This is a genomic window from Pseudenterobacter timonensis, from assembly GCF_900021175.1.
GTDB lineage: Bacteria > Pseudomonadota > Gammaproteobacteria > Enterobacterales > Enterobacteriaceae > Enterobacter > Enterobacter timonensis.
Genome location: NZ_FCOP01000011.1, coordinates 634,421 through 650,955, shown reverse-complemented (window position 1 = coordinate 650,955; position 16,535 = coordinate 634,421). Strand labels below are relative to the sequence as shown.

Annotated in this window: 16 protein-coding genes; 8 read left to right on the top strand and 8 right to left on the bottom strand. The window is 56.3% G+C overall.

What is annotated here, in order from left to right; genetic code table 11:
• Nucleotides 1–56 precede the first annotated feature (56 nt).
• The 6 genes from metN (at nt 57) to proS (ending at nt 5,637) form a co-directional block, all read left to right on the top strand.
• Nucleotides 57–1,088, top strand: coding sequence for a methionine ABC transporter ATP-binding protein MetN (metN, locus tag BN3796_RS09335; protein ID WP_061708085.1), 1,032 nt, complete (start codon nt 57–59; stop codon nt 1,086–1,088).
• Entirely contained in the window at nt 1,081–1,734 is a 654-nt protein-coding gene (locus BN3796_RS09330; RefSeq protein ID WP_061708084.1) for a methionine ABC transporter permease MetI, read from the top strand. The genes metN and BN3796_RS09330 overlap by 8 nt, the downstream gene beginning before the upstream one ends.
• 40 nt (nt 1,735–1,774) lie before the next feature.
• A complete protein-coding gene (metQ, locus tag BN3796_RS09325) occupies nt 1,775–2,590 on the top strand; it encodes a methionine ABC transporter substrate-binding lipoprotein MetQ (RefSeq protein ID WP_061708083.1) in 816 nt (271 codons plus the stop codon).
• A 107-nt stretch (nt 2,591–2,697) separates the two neighbouring features.
• Nucleotides 2,698–3,102, top strand: a complete 405-nt coding sequence (rcsF, locus tag BN3796_RS09320; protein ID WP_061708082.1) for an Rcs stress response system protein RcsF — start codon at nt 2,698–2,700, stop codon at nt 3,100–3,102.
• On the top strand, nt 3,099–3,806 hold the full coding sequence (gene tsaA, locus BN3796_RS09315; RefSeq protein ID WP_061708081.1) for a tRNA (N6-threonylcarbamoyladenosine(37)-N6)-methyltransferase TrmO: 708 nt from the start codon (nt 3,099–3,101) through the stop codon (nt 3,804–3,806). Before rcsF ends, tsaA begins: the two co-directional genes overlap by 4 nt.
• Nucleotides 3,807–3,918: 112 nt before the next feature.
• Nucleotides 3,919–5,637, top strand: coding sequence for a proline--tRNA ligase (gene proS / locus BN3796_RS09310; protein WP_061708080.1), 1,719 nt, complete (start codon nt 3,919–3,921; stop codon nt 5,635–5,637).
• Nucleotides 5,638–5,683: 46 nt separating this feature from the next.
• Here proS and nlpE read toward each other — a convergent pair whose 3' ends face one another.
• Genes nlpE through BN3796_RS09295 form a run of 3 tightly spaced genes read right to left on the bottom strand, consistent with a single transcriptional unit; the run spans nt 5,684 to nt 7,378 of the window.
• Complete coding sequence (gene nlpE / locus BN3796_RS09305; RefSeq protein ID WP_061708079.1) at nt 5,684–6,382, bottom strand: envelope stress response activation lipoprotein NlpE; 699 nt, start codon at nt 6,380–6,382, stop codon at nt 5,684–5,686.
• A gap of 31 nt (nt 6,383–6,413) precedes the next feature.
• Nucleotides 6,414–6,836: an alternative ribosome rescue aminoacyl-tRNA hydrolase ArfB gene (arfB, locus tag BN3796_RS09300; protein ID WP_061708078.1), complete on the bottom strand. Its 423-nt coding sequence runs from the start codon at nt 6,834–6,836 to the stop codon at nt 6,414–6,416.
• On the bottom strand, nt 6,833–7,378 hold the full coding sequence (locus BN3796_RS09295) for a YaeQ family protein (RefSeq protein ID WP_061708077.1): 546 nt from the start codon (nt 7,376–7,378) through the stop codon (nt 6,833–6,835). The genes arfB and BN3796_RS09295 overlap by 4 nt, the downstream gene beginning before the upstream one ends.
• Nucleotides 7,379–7,562: 184 nt before the next feature.
• Here BN3796_RS09295 and BN3796_RS09290 point away from each other — a divergent pair, with 184 nt between their 5' ends.
• Together BN3796_RS09290 and rof are read left to right on the top strand one after the other, a co-directional pair.
• Entirely contained in the window at nt 7,563–7,763 is a 201-nt protein-coding gene (locus BN3796_RS09290; protein WP_061708076.1) for a YaeP family protein, read from the top strand.
• Nucleotides 7,750–8,010: a Rho-binding antiterminator gene (rof, locus tag BN3796_RS09285; RefSeq protein WP_061708075.1), complete on the top strand. Its 261-nt coding sequence runs from the start codon at nt 7,750–7,752 to the stop codon at nt 8,008–8,010. The genes BN3796_RS09290 and rof overlap by 14 nt, the downstream gene beginning before the upstream one ends.
• A gap of 27 nt (nt 8,011–8,037) precedes the next feature.
• Here rof and tilS read toward each other — a convergent pair whose 3' ends face one another.
• The 5 genes from tilS to dnaE form a co-directional block, all read right to left on the bottom strand.
• The gene (tilS, locus tag BN3796_RS09280; protein WP_061708832.1) at nt 8,038–9,324 is read right to left on the bottom strand and encodes a tRNA lysidine(34) synthetase TilS; all 1,287 of its coding nucleotides are present in this window, start codon (nt 9,322–9,324) and stop codon (nt 8,038–8,040) included.
• A gap of 51 nt (nt 9,325–9,375) precedes the next feature.
• Nucleotides 9,376–9,765: a VOC family protein gene (locus BN3796_RS09275; RefSeq protein WP_061708074.1), complete on the bottom strand. Its 390-nt coding sequence runs from the start codon at nt 9,763–9,765 to the stop codon at nt 9,376–9,378.
• 58 nt (nt 9,766–9,823) lie between these two features.
• Nucleotides 9,824–11,962 (bottom strand): lysine decarboxylase LdcC, encoded by a 2,139-nt coding sequence (locus BN3796_RS09270; protein WP_061708073.1) that lies wholly within the window; start codon nt 11,960–11,962, stop codon nt 9,824–9,826.
• A gap of 99 nt (nt 11,963–12,061) precedes the next feature.
• The gene (accA, locus tag BN3796_RS09265; protein WP_061708072.1) at nt 12,062–13,021 is read right to left on the bottom strand and encodes an acetyl-CoA carboxylase carboxyl transferase subunit alpha; all 960 of its coding nucleotides are present in this window, start codon (nt 13,019–13,021) and stop codon (nt 12,062–12,064) included.
• 12 nt (nt 13,022–13,033) lie between these two features.
• Entirely contained in the window at nt 13,034–16,516 is a 3,483-nt protein-coding gene (gene dnaE, locus BN3796_RS09260; protein ID WP_061708071.1) for a DNA polymerase III subunit alpha, read from the bottom strand.
• Nucleotides 16,517–16,535: the final 19 nt, after the last annotated feature.

Sequence of the window (16,535 nt, the reverse complement as noted above, 5' to 3'; positions counted from 1 at the left end):
CCGTCTCTGGCAGAACAAAATGCCACGGTTAACTTACATACGATAAAAATAATCTGATGATTAAACTTTCGAATATCACCAAAGTGTTCCAGCAGGGAAACCGAACGATACAGGCGTTAAACAACGTTAGCCTGCATGTTCCGGCTGGACAGATTTATGGCGTAATCGGCGCCTCTGGCGCAGGTAAAAGTACGCTCATTCGCTGCGTCAATTTGCTTGAACGCCCCACCGAGGGCAGCGTCCTGGTAGACGGTCAGGAGCTGACAAAACTTTCGGAAGCAGAATTAACCAAAGCGCGCCGCCAGATCGGCATGATCTTTCAACACTTTAATCTGCTCTCCTCCCGTACCGTGTTTGGCAATGTCGCCCTGCCCCTGGAACTGGATAATACCCCTAAAGAAGAGATTAAGCGTCGCGTGACCGAACTGCTGGATCTGGTCGGCCTGGGTGACAAGCACGACAGCTACCCGGCAAATCTCTCTGGCGGGCAGAAGCAGCGCGTGGCGATTGCCCGTGCTCTGGCAAGCAACCCTAAGGTGCTGCTGTGCGATGAAGCCACCAGCGCGCTCGATCCGGCGACTACGCGCTCTATCCTTGAGCTGCTGAAAGACATTAACCGCCGCCTGGGGCTGACGATCCTTCTTATTACGCACGAAATGGATGTGGTTAAACGCATCTGCGACTGCGTAGCGGTGATCAGCAACGGGCAGCTTATCGAACAGGACACCGTCAGCGAAGTTTTCTCCCATCCGAAAACGCCGCTGGCGCAGCAGTTCATTCAGTCCACCCTGCACCTGGATATTCCGGAAGATTATGTGGCGCGTCTGAAAACGCAGCCAACGCCTGACGGCGTGCCAATGCTGCGAATGGAGTTCACCGGCCAGTCTGTTGATGCCCCTTTACTCTCTGAAACCGCGCGCCGCTTCAATGTGAACAATAACATTATCAGCGCGCAGATGGATTACGCCGGCGGCGTGAAGTTCGGCATTATGCTGACCGAAATGCACGGTACACAAGAAGAGACGCAAGCGGCCATCGCCTGGCTGCAGGAACACCATGTAAAAGTAGAGGTACTGGGTTATGTCTGAGCCGATGATGTGGCTGCTGCTTCGCGGCGTATGGGAAACACTGGCCATGACCTTTGTATCGGGCTTTTTTGGCTTTGTGATTGGTCTGCCTGTAGGCGTACTGCTTTACGTCACCCGCCCGGGGCAAATTATTGAGAACGCGAAGCTCTACCGCATCCTTTCTGCGGTGGTGAATATCTTCCGTTCCATTCCGTTTATTATCCTGCTGGTCTGGATGATCCCCTTCACCCGAGTGATTGTCGGCACCTCCATCGGTCTGCAGGCGGCGATTGTTCCGCTGACCGTAGGTGCAGCGCCTTTTATCGCCCGTATGGTCGAAAACGCGCTGCTGGAAATCCCAACAGGCCTGATCGAAGCGTCACGAGCAATGGGCGCTACGCCGATGCAGATCGTACGCAAGGTGCTGTTGCCGGAGGCATTACCTGGGCTGGTCAATGCGGCGACCATTACGCTGATTACCCTGGTGGGCTATTCTGCTATGGGCGGCGCCGTGGGTGCTGGCGGCCTTGGTCAGATTGGCTACCAGTATGGCTATATCGGCTATAACGCAACCGTAATGAATACGGTTCTGGTATTGCTGGTTGTGCTGGTTTATCTCATTCAATTCTCAGGCGATCGCATTAGTCGGGCTGTGACTCATAAATAACGTTACACACAACACAAACTCATTGAGTTAAGGAACTAACATGGCGTTTAAATTTAAGACCTTTGCAGCGGCAGGCGCGCTGATCGGCTCTCTGGTACTGGTGGGTTGCGGTCAGGATGAAAAGGATCCGAACCATATTAAAGTCGGCGTGATCGTCGGCGCTGAACAGCAGGTTGCCGAAGCGGCTCAGAAAGTGGCGAAAGAGAAATATGGCCTGGACGTTGAGCTGGTCACCTTTAACGACTACGTTCTGCCGAACGAAGCGCTGAGCAAGGGCGATATCGACGCGAACGCCTTCCAGCACAAACCGTATCTCGATCAGCAGATCAAAGATCGCGGCTACAAGCTGGTTGCGGTAGGTAACACCTTTGTTTACCCGATTGCAGGCTACTCCAAGAAGATCAAATCGCTGGATGAACTCCAGCCGGGCTCCCAGATCGCCGTGCCTAACGATCCGACCAACCTGGGTCGCTCCCTGCTGCTGTTGCAGAAAGAGGGCCTGATCAAGCTGAAAGATGGCGTAGATCTGCTGCCGACCGCGCTGGATATCACCGAAAACCCGAAAAACCTGAAGATTGTTGAGCTGGAAGCGCCGCAGCTGCCGCGCTCGCTGGACGATGCGCAGATTGCGCTGGCGGTGATCAATACCACTTACGCCAGCCAGATTGGCCTGACTCCGGCAAAAGATGGCATCTTCGTTGAAGGTAAAGACTCGCCTTACGTTAACCTGATCGTGACCCGCGAAGATAATAAAGATGCGGAGAATGTGAAAAAATTCGTGCAGGCATACCAGTCTGATGAAGTTTACCAGGAAGCGAATAAAGTCTTTAATGGCGGCGCGGTTAAAGGCTGGTAATCTCACCTTTATGTAATATCATTCAGGACGGGCGAAAGCCCGTCTTGTCATTTATACAGGTAACTGTTTCAATAATTGACGGTTTGATTATTCATTGAGGAAATATTATGCGTGCTTTACCGATCTGTCTTTTAGCACTCATGCTGAGCGGCTGTTCAATGCTAAGCAGATCTCCCGTGGAACCTGTGAAAAGCACACCCGCCCCGGTGAAAGCAGAGCCAGCCAAACCGAAGGCGCCCCGCCCTGCTCCCGTAAAAATTTATACCAAGGCGGAAGATCTGGTGGGGAAACCTTTCCGCGATTTGGGTGAGGTGACCGGCGAATCGTGCCAGGCAACCAATCAGGATTCTCCTCCCAATATTCCTACCGCGCGTAAACGTATGCAGATCAACGCGGCTAAAATGAAAGCCAATGCCGTCTTGCTGCACAGCTGCGAAGTGACCAGCGGCACGCCGGGTTGCTACCGCCAGGCTGTCTGTATTGGTTCTGCGCTTAACGTATCGGCTAAATGAATGCATTTCAGTTTGAGCAGATAGGCGTTATCCGCTCACCTTATAAAGAGAAGTTTGCCGTACCGCGTCAGCCTGGGCTTGTGAAAAGCTGTGGCGGCGAACTTCACTTAATGGCCCCTTATAACCAGGCCGATGCCGTGCGCGGGCTGGAAGATTTCAGCCATTTATGGATCCTCTTCGTTTTCCATCAAACGATGGAGGGGGGCTGGCGTCCTACCGTTCGTCCGCCCCGGCTGGGCGGTAATGCCAGGATGGGTGTGTTTGCCACGCGCTCAACCTTCCGCCCCAATCCGGTAGGAATGTCGCTGGTTGAGCTAAAAGGCATCCGCTGTCATAAGGACCAGGTGATTCTGGAGCTGGGCAGCCTGGACCTGGTTGACGGCACGCCGGTTGTCGATATCAAACCCTATCTGCCGTTTGCCGAAGCGCTGCCCGAGGCCCGCGCCAGCTACGCGCAAGAGGCACCCCAGGCGGAAACGCTTGTCTCCTTTACGCCTGAACTGGCCGCCGAGCTTCCCCGGCTCGAAAAGCACTATCCGAGGCTCGGTGATTTTATTGTCGAGGTGCTCTCGCAGGATCCGCGTCCGGCCTACCGTAAAGAGGAAGAGGCGGGTAAAACCTATGCCGTCTGGCTGCTGGATTTTAACGTGCGCTGGCGGGTCACAAGCACCGGTTTTGAAGTGTTTGCGCTGGAAGCCCGCTAATTTTATCCTCTTCTCTTTTGGCATCTTTGCCACACTGGTAAACTAAACCACTTTTTTTGTGTCAGGCAGAGCTTTCAGCCTGTTCCAATCGTCGAAATGGAAACGTAACAACATGCGTACTAGCCAATATCTGCTCTCCACTCTGAAGGAGACGCCTGCCGACGCTGAAGTCATTAGCCATCAGCTGATGCTTCGCGCCGGGATGATCCGCAAGCTGGCCTCCGGGTTATATACCTGGCTGCCGACCGGCGTGCGCGTCCTGAAAAAAGTCGAAAATATCGTGCGTGAAGAGATGAACAACGCCGGCGCGATTGAAGTGTGCATGCCCGTCGTTCAGCCCGCCGATCTGTGGCAGGAGAGCGGCCGCTGGGAGCAGTACGGTCCAGAGCTGCTGCGCTTTGTCGATCGTGGCGAACGTCCCTTTGTCCTCGGTCCGACGCATGAAGAGGTGATCACTGACCTGATCCGCAACGAGCTGAACTCTTACAAGCAGCTGCCGTTAAACTTTTTCCAGATCCAGACCAAGTTCCGCGACGAAGTCCGTCCGCGTTTCGGCGTCATGCGTTCTCGCGAGTTCCTGATGAAAGATGCTTACTCTTTCCATACTTCTCAGGAATCCCTGCAGGAAACCTACGACAAGATGTATGAAGCCTACAGCAAAATCTTCACCCGCATGGGGCTGGATTTCCGCGCGGTACAGGCTGATACCGGTTCTATCGGCGGCAGCGCATCCCATGAATTCCAGGTGCTGGCGCAGAGCGGCGAGGACGACGTGATCTTCTCCGACTCTTCCGACTACGCGGCCAATATTGAATTTGCCGAGGCGCTGGCGCCTTCCACACCGCGCGCAGCGGCCACGCAGGAGATGACGCTGGTTGATACGCCGAACGCTAAAACCATCGCCGAGCTGGTCGAACAGTTCTCTCTGCCGATCGAAAAAACCGTGAAAACCTTGCTGGTTAAAGCGGCAGAAGGCAGCAGCAGCCCGCTGGTTGCTCTGCTGGTACGCGGCGATCATGAGCTGAATGAAATTAAAGCGGAGAAACTGCCGCAGGTCGCCAGCCCGCTGACCTTCGCCACCGAAGCGGAAATCCGCGCTATCGTCAATGCCGGCCCAGGCTCTCTCGGCCCGGTTAATATGCCGGTGCCGGTAATTATCGACCGCACCGTTGCGGCGATGAGCGACTTTGCCGCAGGCGCCAATGTGGATGGTAAGCACTACTTCGGCATCAACTGGGATCGTGATGTGGCGACCCCGACCGTGGCTGACATCCGCAACGTAGTTGCCGGCGATCCAAGCCCGGACGGTAAAGGCACGCTGATGATCAAGCGCGGCATCGAAGTGGGCCATATTTTCCAGCTGGGTGAGAAATACTCCAGAGCGCTTAACGCTGCCGTACAGGGTGAAGATGGTCGCAACCAGATCCTCACCATGGGCTGCTACGGCATCGGGGTGACCCGCGTGGTCGCAGCCGCTATCGAGCAGAACCACGACGAACGCGGTATCGTCTGGCCGGACAATATCGCCCCGTTCCAGGTCGCTATCCTGCCGATGAACATGCACAAATCCTATCGCGTTCAGGAGCTGGCCGAGAAGCTCTACGCCGAACTGCGCGCACAGGGTATCGAAGTGCTGATGGACGATCGTAAAGAGCGTCCGGGCGTGATGTTTGCCGATATGGAGCTGATCGGTATTCCGCATACCGTGGTGATTGGCGATCGTAACCTCGACAACGACGATATCGAATATAAATACCGTCGCAGCGGCGAGAAACAACTGATTAAGACCGGCGATATTCTCGATTATCTGGTAAAAGCCGTTAAAGGCTGACAAAAAACCCCGCTACGGCGGGGGTTTTTAATGTCACGGAAAGGGGTTACTGACTGTCGCACCTCTTGCCCGCCAGGAATACCGGCTCTTTATCCACTTTCAGCGTTTTCACCAGCTCGCCGCTGTCAGGATTTGGCTCGATGGTAAAGTGTCCCTCTACGGTCAGCAGCACCGGTTTGCTGTCATTGCCGCGCGCCACGGCGTAATCACGTTCCAGCTGGGCATTGTCCGCCACGCTCACTTTTATCCCCGTCACACAGTCGGTAAAGGTGGCCGCATCCGCCATATAGAAATACATGCCGCGCATCGCCATCGGCGTTGATGGCAGCGCCGCGGTGACCGGTTTCAGGGTATAGTTGAACTGGGATTGTATAGGATTGCCTTCCCGATCGAGCATCTCCATGGTGTCGCCTTTAGCGCGGAACCAGATTTTTTCACCGGCGGTGTCGGTCAGCACCAGCTTCTCTGCAGTACGCGCCCAGGTGCCGTAAGAGGCAAACGACGATGGCGTTTTCGCCCCCTGATAGCGCTGATTCATCACCCAGGTGCCATCTTTCTCCAGATAGAGCGTGGTTTCGATGCCCTCGCAATCGGCACAAGGCAGAACGCCACGCCAGCTTTGCTGCATCGGCTTCAGTTCCTCAGTCCGGGTGGGGTGTAACACCTGCGTTTCAGAACGATTATTACATCCCATCAGCACGAAAAGTGTGCTCGCCGCTATGGCGGACAAAATAACTTTTTTCACCCTCAATTCCTTCTTATTTCAATTCCTGTCGTTAATCCTGAGGCCGACGAACTTTGCCACGAAGCGCCTTAACAGACGATTTTTGCGCCTTGGAGGTGAGCCGACGTTCCTTTGATGCCCGCGTTGGACGCGTGGGTCGGCGGCTTTTCTGCACCGCGGTTAACTCTTTAATCACCGCCACCAGCCGGGCAATCGCCGCTTCCCGGTTGAGTTCCTGGCTGCGGTGTTCCTGCGATTTAATGACAATTACGCCATCGCTGCTAATGAGATGATGACGGGCGGCCATCAGACGATCCTTATAATACTCTGGCAGGCTGGAGGCCCGGATGTCAAAGCGCAAATGGATAGCGGTTGAGGCTTTATTGACATGTTGCCCCCCCGCTCCCTGTGCGCGTATCGCCGTAATCTCTACTTCCCCGTCGGCAAGAGAGACGCTACGGGATAAGGTAATCATACTGGCGGCTGCCATGCGGCCAGATGAATTTCCAGATTATTCTCAGCATCAGAGAGCCAGATCGCCCCGTCCTGAATGGTTGCCTGCAGCGTCATAGTTCTGCTGGCAAAAGCGCTGAGCTGCGCCAGTTGCTCATCATCCAGGTACCAGACCGTAAGATTGTTAAACTGCGCGCATTTACTTTTATTCTGTTGCCACCAGATCTCCGCTGCCCGCTGGTTATAGGCAAACAGCGCCACTTCCGCCGACTGGGTACAGGCTTTTTTAATGCGACGCTCATCGGGCAGTCCGAGTTCAATCCAGAGGTCGATACCAAGATGATCGTTATGTCGCCAGGCTTCCGGCTCATCTTCCGCGCTCAGGCCCCGCGTAAACTGGAGACGTTCATCGGCATATTTGATCCATGCCAGCAGGCGCAACATCATCCGCTCCTGAGTTTCGGAAGGATGACGCGCCAGCGTCAACGACGCATCCAGGAACTGGTTACGGTCCAGGTCGGCCACATTGACCACCGCTTTATAAATTGTCGCTTTCAGCGCCATGGAGAACTCCTTAAAAATCAGATGAGCATTGTAACGAAAATTGATTAAAAAGGCTGTTGTTGACGGCCCGAGGAAGGCGCTGAAATTGCCTGAAGGGGTGTGATATAGTCACCTTGCTAAACCGGGTTTAACTTCGTAGGCTTAAGGGTATCTCACAGTAACGTCAGTACTGGCAGGAGGTTAAGTGAATCATTATTGTGAATTAATTCGCAAACGCTATGCGGAAATTGCCAGTGGTGATCTGGGCTACGTCCCGGATGCGTTGGGGTGTGTATTAAAAACACTTAATGAAATGGCCTCGGATGACAGCCTTTCAGAATCGGTCAGGGAAAAAGCGGCGTACGCTGCTGCGAATTTACTGGTGAGCGATTATGTCAATGAATGAAACTTATCAACCCATCAACTGTGATGACTACGATAATCTCGAAATCGCCTGCATGCATCACCTTGTTCTGTCGCTGCAGTTAAAAGATGGCGAGATGCTGGAGGCGAAAGCCAGCGATCTGGTCTTACGTAAAAATGTTGAATACCTGGTAGTGGAAGAGTCAGGCGCCACGCGCGAACTCCGCCTCGATAAAATTGCCAGCTTCAGCCATCCGCAAATCGGCACCGTTGTGGTGAGCGAATCCTGATAATCCAGCGGGCAGCCTGGCTGCCCGCTATTGTGTCCATTCGAAACGCAGCCCCTCTTCAGCCCAACCCTCCCGGGTGACAAACAAGTTTGCCGCCGCAATAAGTTGCTCCCCATAGAACAGCAGCGGCGTAGTATCGCGACGCCAGGGCGGGACGTTACTCTCCTGCCAGATTTTTTTAAGCTTACGCCCGCCGCTACGCCCGACAATATGCAGCAGGCCACTTGCCCGAAAGCGCACCGTCACCTCCTCACTCGCCTGCGGCGGGCGCACGTTGCCCTGCCCGCGCAGCCAGACCGTGCCGCCACCCTGAGGCAACGTGAATGGCTGACCAGTGGTTAAGCCGTGCAGAACGTCATCCCGAAGCGAAGGCGGCGACGTTATCCACCAGAGCGCCTCCCTGAAGCGCCTCACTTCATATCCGTTCAGACAGAGGCGCGGCGCGGCGTCCTCTCGTGCCAGCGCCACTTCGCTCCAGATACGGCTTAGCATTGCGCGGGAGGGCATCTGCGCGCCATGAACAGCCAGCCAGCGGCGTAGCAGCGCGGCGCGGCGCACGTCGCTCATCCCGACGAGCGGCGGGATGAGCAGCGCCCCTTCAGCCGTCGTAACAGCGGCTAACTCTTCCCTGAGCAGCTCATCCAGCAGGCTCTCCTGCTCCGCGCATAGCGCCGCGCTTCTGGCTGTCGCCTGCGCGAAATGAGGCCAGCGCTGATTAAGGGACGGGAGAACGCGCAGACGTAAAAAGTTGCGGTCGTAGCTGTCATCCTGATTGCTCTCATCCTCTATCCAGCGCAGGTGATGTTCGCGCGCCCAGGCCTCCAGCTGGCCGCGCGTTTCGCCAAGCAGCGGGCGCAGAAGCTGCGTACCGGCAAAATCGGCGCGCGCAGGCATGGCGGACAGCCCCGCAGGGCCGCTCCCGCGCTTAAGCGCCAGCAGGAATGTTTCGCACTGATCGTCCAGATGCTGGGCCGTCACCAGCGCTTCGCCGGGGAGAAGATGCGCTTTAAACGCCGCGTAGCGTGCTTTGCGTGCCTGCGCCTCTATTCCCAGCCCTTCCTCAGTAAGGGTGACACGCTCAACAATCAGCGGGATATCCCACTGCTGGCAGAGGGTTTCACAATGGGCTACCCACTCATCCGCACGGGAGCTTAAACCATGATGGATATGCAGGGCGCGCAGGCGTACATCAGGCTCCCGCTCGCGCCAGCGCATCAGCCGGTGCAGCAGTACGGTGGAATCCAGCCCGCCGCTAAACCCCACCAGCAGCTGGCGGTAAGGAGAAACAGCTTGTGCGACAGAAGATATGATCATAGCGACGAAAAAAATGCCCGACAGTGCAGGCATTATCACATAACGGCGGCCTTACTGCTGGTAAAGCTCCAGCGGCAGACCGTCGGGATCGTTAAAAAAGGTGAATCGCTTGTCGGTAAAGGGATCGACGCGAATCGCCTCGCACGTTACGCCGTGGGCGTGCAGATGAGCCACCGCCTGGTCAATGTCCTCAACGCTAAAGGCCAGATGGCGCAAACCGCAGGCCTCGGGGCGACTCGGACGCGCGGGCGGAAAAGGAAAGGAGAAGAGTTCAATCACATACTGTCCGTTCAGCGCCAGGTCCCCTTTCCAGGAGTCCCGCTCTGCGCGGTACGCTTCACCCAGCAGCGTAAAGCCCAGAATATCGCAGTAAAAGGCCTTACTTCTGGCATAGTCGGTGGCAATAATCGCAATATGATGAACCTGTTTTAAACCCAGCATAGCTTCTCCTTTTTATGATGCTGCACGTTAACTCTTAAATCCAAAGACGTGCAAGTCGTTAGCCCTCTTTTAAGACACGTACCCAATAATTGCCCTCTTCATCCCGCTTCGCGCCGTGGATGTCGGTCTCAAAACCGGGATAGTGGCGGCCTATGGAGCAGAGCATCAGCAGAAAGTCGAGCACCGCGCGGCTCTCTGCGGCAATCATCTCACCGGGCATCAACAGCGGAACTCCGGGCGGATAAGGCAAGATCATATTGGCGGAGATGCGCCCCACCAGCCGCTCCAGCTCAACGGTCTCCACCTCGCCCTTGACCTGACGCTGCCAGGCCTGATGCGGGGTGAGTTTCATCACGGGCAGCACATCGAATGCCTGCAGCATAAGGCGCGGCAGTTCATGCTGGCGGATAAGCTTATGGATCCCCTGAGCCAGATCCTGAATGCGCATGTTGCGGTAAAAATCGGGATCTTCGGCGTAGAGATCGGGCAGCATGTTTTTTACCCGCAGGTTAAGATCGTAGGCGCGCTTGAACTCCATTAATCCGCGCAACAGCCCCATCGCCCGGGTTTTATCGATGCCGATGCTGAAGAGGAACAGCAGATTGTAAGGGCCGGTTTTCTCAACGACCACGCCGCGTTCGTCGAGAAATTTCGCCACCAGCGCCGCAGGGATCCCCTCCTCGCCCATCGTGCCCTGCTCATCCATGCCGGGCGTCAGAATGGTGACTTTCACCGGGTCGAGGAACATATGATCCCCGTCCGCCTCCCTGAAGCCGTGCCAGCTTTCACCCGGCGCAACGGGCCAGCATTCCGCCTCGTCAATCTCCTCCGGCTGCCAGATATCGAAGAACCAGCCGTCCGCCTCCTCCTTCAGGCGCTGCACCTCTTTTCGAAAATGGAGGGCACGCTCCACCGAACGATTGATCAGCCGTCTGCCCGGATTACCTCGCAGCATGGCGGCCGCCGTCTCAATGGAAGCGACCAGCGGATAGCTCGGCGAGGTGGTGGTGTGCATCATAAAGGCTTCGTTAAAGGTCTCCTCGTCATACTCGCCTTTAATATGGATAAGGGAGGCCTGCGAGAAGGCCGCCAGCATTTTGTGCGTCGACTGCGTTTCGAAGAATACTTTTCCCGGCACCCGCTCGCCGCTCATCCCACTCTTACCGGCGTAGATGGGGTGGAAGTTGGTGTAAGGCACCCACGCGGAGTCAAAATGGATCGAGGGAACATCCAGCGTCTGCTTGATCCAGTTGGTGTTGTAGAGCAGTCCGTCATAGGTGGAGTTGGTGATCACCGCATGGATCGGCCAGCTCGCATCGGGGATCGCGGCCACCTTGCGCTCAATGGCGTCGTGGCTAAACTCGCGGCGTGGTATGCCGCCCAGGATACCGAGCGCATTTCGCGTCGGCTTCAGCCACAGGGGCACTACATCGCTCATCATCAGCAGATGGGCCAGCGATTTATGACAGTTACGGTCAATCAGCAGCGTGCTGCCGGCGGGTGCGGCGTACATGCCGACAATTTTATTGGAGGTGGAAGTGCCGTTCGTCACCATATAGCTCTGCTCGGCGCCGAAGGTGCGGGCGATATACTCCTCCGCCTCAAGATGCGGACCGGTATGATCGAGCAGCGAGCCCAGTTCCGTCACTGAAATCGAGACATCCGCCTTCAGGGTGTTGCCGCCGAAAAAATCATAAAACAGGCAGCCTACCGGGCTTTTCTGATAGGCGGTGCCCGCCATATGGCCCGGCGTACAGAAGGTATACTTCCCCTCTTTCACGTAGGTAAACAGCGCGCGCGTAAAGGGCGGCGTAATATTATCGAGATACTCTTGCGTATATTGCTCGATACGGGTCGCAATATCTTCGGCAATACCCAGCGAATACTCAAAAAACCAGAGCGCCATGCGCATATCCTGCGCGCTGACGTCCATCGTCGAATGGGTGTTGATAAAGGCGTACAGCGGCAGATATTCATTCAGTTTGTTGATTTCGCTGCACAATTCGAGGTCATACTCGTCCCAGTCGAAAATCACGCCGCAGATCCGCGGGTTATGCTCAATAAACTTCAGCAGGTCGGCGCTGTTTTGCGGCCATATCAGCTGATAGCCACGGGCATACAGCGCCTGCTCAAGCTCCTTGATGGGTTCGTCTTTATAAAAGACGCCGTGCGGTCCCATGATGGCAATAATATTCACGGCTTACCTCCTTGAAAAACATCAGATAAGCATAGCTGAGCAAAACGGCAGGCATAAAAAAAGCCGCAACATCGTGCGGCTTTTAAGATTTTATGAGGCTCAGGCGTAGCCGTAGCTCATCAGGCGCTGATAGCGGCGGTTAAGCAGATCTTCTGTGCTCAGCACGTCGAGATCGGCTAAATCGGCCAGCAGCTGCGCTTTCAGCGATTCAGCCATCGCCTCCGGCTTACGGTGCGCGCCACCCAGCGGCTCCGGGATCACGCTGTCGATAAGTTTCAGCTCTTTCAGACGCGGAGCGGTGATCCCCATCGCTTCAGCCGCCAGCGGCGCTTTGTCAGCGCTTTTCCACAGAATGGAGGCGCAGCCTTCCGGGGAGATAACGGAATAGGTGCTGTACTGCAGCATATTCACTTTATCGCCCACGCCAATGGCCAGCGCGCCGCCGGAACCACCTTCACCGATGACGGTACAGATAACCGGCACCTTCAGGCGTGACATTTCGCGCAGGTTGCGGGCAATCGCTTCGGACTGGCCGCGCTCTTCCGCGCCGACGCCCGGGTAGGCGCCAGGGGTGTCGATAAAGGTGACGATCGGCATGTTAAAACGCTCGGCCATCTCCATCAGGCGCAGCGCCTTACGGTAGCCTTCCGGCGCCGGCATGCCAAAGTTACGACGGATCTTCTCTTTCGTCTCGCGACCTTTCTGATGGCCAATGACCATCACCGGACGGCCGTCCAGACGCGCGATGCCGCCGACAATCGCTTTGTCGTCAGCGTAGGCGCGGTCGCCTGCCAGCTCGTCAAATTCATCAAACGCCAGGCGGACATAATCCAGGGTGTACGGGCGCTGAGGATGACGCGCCAGCTGGGCAATCTGCCATGCGCCGAGATCGGCAAAGATTTTGCGCGTCAGCTCTACGCTTTTCTCGCGCAGACGATGCACCTCTTCGTCGATGTTAATATCCAGTTTTTCATCCTGACGGCTCACGGCTGTCAGAGAATCGATTTTCGCTTCCAGCTCTGCAATCGGCTGTTCGAAATCAAGGAAATTCAGACTCATAGTATTCCTGTATTAGTCAAACTCCAGTTCCACCTGCTCCGAACCAATGAGGCCACGGAGATCGTTCAGTAAACGATCGCTCGGAGAGACACGCCACGTCGCGCCAAAACGCAACCGCGCGCGCGCATCCGCCCTCTGATAGTAGAGATGTACTGGAATTGTCCCCGAGCGATGGGGTTCCAGAGACTGACGGAGTCGGTTTAAAAGCTGGTCATCAATTTGCCTGTCCGTCAGCGAGATAGCAAGCCCGCGAGCATATTTTTCCCGGGCTTCGTCAATGTCCATCACTTCGCGGGCGGTCATTTTAAGCCCCCCGCTGAAGTCATCAAAGCTGACCTGTCCGCTGACGATAAGTATGCGGTCTTTTTCCAGCAGCTGCTGGTATTTATCCAGCGCGTCGGTGAATAACATCACCTCCAGCCGCCCGGAACGGTCATCCAGCGTACAGATGCCGATACGATTGCCGCGCTTGGTGACCATAACCCTTGCGGCAATCACGAGCCCCGCAGCCGTGGTAATTTTACCACGTTCCGTCGGATGCATGTCTTTCAGCCGGTAGCCTCCGACATAGCGCTCAATTTCTTTTAAATACTGGTTGATCGGGTGTCCCGTCAGGTACAAGCCTAACGTTTCCCGCTCACCGTCCAGCACCACCTGCTCCGGCCACGGCTGGCAGCTGGCGTAAGACTGTTCTATCTGTTCCGGCTCTTCCGCCAGTACGCCAAACATATCCGCCTGGCCAATCGCCTCCGCTTTGGCATGCTGATCGGCCGCCTTCAGCGCATCGCCCAGCGAGTTCATCAGCGCGGCGCGGTGCGGCCCCAGCCGGTCGAACGCGCCCGACATGATCAGTTTTTCCAGCACGCGACGGTTGAGCTTTTTGGTATCGGTACGGGCGCAAAGATCGAACAGCTCGCGGAAATAGCCGCCGTTGTTGCGCGCCTCGATGATCGCCTCGATCGGCCCTTCGCCGACCCCTTTGATCGCGCCGATACCGTAAACGATCTCTCCTTCGTCGTTAACGTGGAAGTGATAGAGCCCGGAGTTGATGTCCGGCGGCAGGATCTTAAGCCCCATACGCCAGCACTCATCCACCAGCCCCACCACCTTCTCGGTGTTATCCATATCGGCGGTCATTACCGCCGCCATAAACTCGGCGGGATAGTGCGCTTTCAGCCACAGCGTCTGGTAAGAGACCAGCGCGTAGGCGGCGGAGTGAGATTTGTTAAAGCCGTACCCGGCGAATTTCTCCACCAGGTCGAAGATTTTCATCGCCAGCTCGCCGTCGATGCCGTTCTTCTTCGCCCCATCTTCAAAGATGGAACGCTGCTTGGCCATCTCCTCCGGCTTTTTCTTGCCCATTGCACGACGCAGCATATCCGCGCCGCCGAGCGTATAGCCCGACAGCACCTGGGCGATCTGCATTACCTGTTCCTGGTAGAGGATAATGCCGTAGGTCGGCTCCAGTACCGGTTTCAGGCTTTCGTGCTGCCACTGCACATCCGGGTAGGAGATCTCCTCGCGGCCATGCTTACGGTCGATGAAGTTATCCACCATCCCCGACTGCAGCGGCCCCGGGCGGAACAGAGCCACCAGCGCGATCATATCTTCGAAGCAGTCGGGCTGCAGACGTTTGATCAGATCCTTCATGCCGCGGGATTCAAGCTGAAACACCGCCGTCGTTTCCGAGCGTTGCAGCATGTCGAAGCTTTTCTTGTCATCCAGCGGGATAGCGGCGATATCCAGCGGCGGCTCGCCGTTCTTCTCCCGGCGCTTGTTAATCATCTCCAGCGCCCAGTTGATGATGGTGAGCGTACGCAGGCCGAGGAAGTCGAACTTAACCAGCCCGGCATATTCCACGTCGTTTTTATCAAACTGGGTCACCGGGTGCTGCCCGGCCTCATCGCAGTAGAGCGGCGCAAAGTCGGTAATTTTGGTCGGCGCAATCACCACGCCGCCCGCATGTTTACCGGCGTTACGGGTTACCCCCTCCAGCTTGCGCGCCATGTCGATAAGCGCTTTAACCTCTTCATCCGCCTCGTAAATTTCCGGCAGCTGCGGCTCAGCCTCAAACGCTTTCGCCAGTGTCATGCCCGGATCGGGCGGCACCAGCTTGGAGATGCGATCGACGAAACCGTAAGGATGCCCCAGCACGCGGCCCACGTCGCGGATCACCGCTTTCGCCGCCATCGTACCGAAGGTAATAATTTGCGAAACCGCGTCGCGACCGTACATGTCCGCCACGTGCTCGATCACCTGGTCGCGCTTCTCCATACAGAAGTCAACGTCGAAGTCAGGCATGGAGACACGTTCCGGGTTAAGGAAACGTTCGAACAGCAGGTCGAACTCCAGCGGATCGAGATCGGTAATTTTCAGCGCGTAGGCGACCAGCGACCCCGCGCCGGAACCGCGTCCTGGCCCTACCGGCACGCCGTTATCCTTCGACCACTGAATAAACTCCATTACGATGAGGAAGTAGCCCGGGAAGCCCATCTGGTTGATAACCTGAAGCTCTATGTCCAGGCGTTCGTCATACTCCGGGCGGCGCTTTTTGCGCTCCTCTTCGTCGGGGAAGAGAAATTCGAGACGCTCTTCGAGACCCTCTTTCGATTTCATGACCAGGAAATCTTCCGTGGTCATCTCCCCCGTCGGGAACTGCGGCAGGAAGTATTCACCAAGACGCACCGTCACGTTGCAGCGCTTGGCGATCTCGACGCTGTTTTCCAGCGCCTCCGGGATGTCGGCGAACAGCTCGCACATCTCCTCTTCGCTGCGCATATATTGCTGCGAGGAGTAGTTACGGGGGCGTTTGGGATCGTCGAGAGTAAAACCGTCATGAATTGCGACGCGGATTTCGTGCGCGTCGAAGTCGTCGGCGTTGATAAAGCGTACGTCGTTCGTGGCCACCACCGGCAGACCACGTTCTTCCGCAAGAGCAACCGCCGCGTGCAGATAACTCTCTTCGTCGGCGCGCCCCGTGCGAATCAACTCCAGATAGTAGCGGTCGGGAAAGTGCTCTTCATAAAAGGCGACGCACTGTTCAGCCAGCGCGCTATTGCCGCGGATCAGGCATTTACCGACATCGCCCATCCGTCCGCCAGAGAGAAGCAGTAAGCCCTCTTTCAGCTCCGCGAGCCACGCCCGATCGATCCACGGCCCCTGCGCACCATAGCCGCGCTGATAGGCGCGGGAGATCAGCAGCGTCAGGTTCTGGTAGCCGGTATTGTTCATCGCCAGCACCGTCAACTGGGTCATCTCCTCGCCGAGCAGCTCGCTTTGAACGTGAAAATCGGCGCCGACAACTGGCTTAATTCCCGCGCCATGCGCCGTTCCGTAGAACTTCACCAGACCGCACAGGTTGGTGAAGTCGGTGATCGCCAGCGCAGGCATGCCGAGCGCGGCCGCCTTTTTTACCAGCGGCCCGGTTTTCGCCAGCCCATCAATCATGGAGTAGTCGCTATGCACCCGCAGGTGTACGAAACGTGGTTCAGCCATCTTCAGATTCCGCGTTACT

Coding starts and splice junctions, on each gene's coding strand:
- metQ (WP_061708083.1), top strand. CDS start 1,775: ATGGCGTTTAAATTTAAGACCTTTGCAGCGGCAGGCGCGCTGATCGGC.
- proS (WP_061708080.1), top strand. CDS start 3,919: ATGCGTACTAGCCAATATCTGCTCTCCACTCTGAAGGAGACGCCTGCC.
- BN3796_RS09295 (WP_061708077.1), bottom strand. CDS start 7,378: ATGGCGCTGAAAGCGACAATTTATAAAGCGGTGGTCAATGTGGCCGAC.
- BN3796_RS09330 (WP_061708084.1), top strand. CDS start 1,081: ATGTCTGAGCCGATGATGTGGCTGCTGCTTCGCGGCGTATGGGAAACA.
- rof (WP_061708075.1), top strand. CDS start 7,750: ATGTCAATGAATGAAACTTATCAACCCATCAACTGTGATGACTACGAT.
- tilS (WP_061708832.1), bottom strand. CDS start 9,324: ATGATCATATCTTCTGTCGCACAAGCTGTTTCTCCTTACCGCCAGCTG.
- BN3796_RS09275 (WP_061708074.1), bottom strand. CDS start 9,765: ATGCTGGGTTTAAAACAGGTTCATCATATTGCGATTATTGCCACCGAC.
- metN (WP_061708085.1), top strand. CDS start 57: ATGATTAAACTTTCGAATATCACCAAAGTGTTCCAGCAGGGAAACCGA.
- tsaA (WP_061708081.1), top strand. CDS start 3,099: ATGAATGCATTTCAGTTTGAGCAGATAGGCGTTATCCGCTCACCTTAT.
- accA (WP_061708072.1), bottom strand. CDS start 13,021: ATGAGTCTGAATTTCCTTGATTTCGAACAGCCGATTGCAGAGCTGGAA.
- rcsF (WP_061708082.1), top strand. CDS start 2,698: ATGCGTGCTTTACCGATCTGTCTTTTAGCACTCATGCTGAGCGGCTGT.
- arfB (WP_061708078.1), bottom strand. CDS start 6,836: ATGATTACCTTATCCCGTAGCGTCTCTCTTGCCGACGGGGAAGTAGAG.
- dnaE (WP_061708071.1), bottom strand. CDS start 16,516: ATGGCTGAACCACGTTTCGTACACCTGCGGGTGCATAGCGACTACTCC.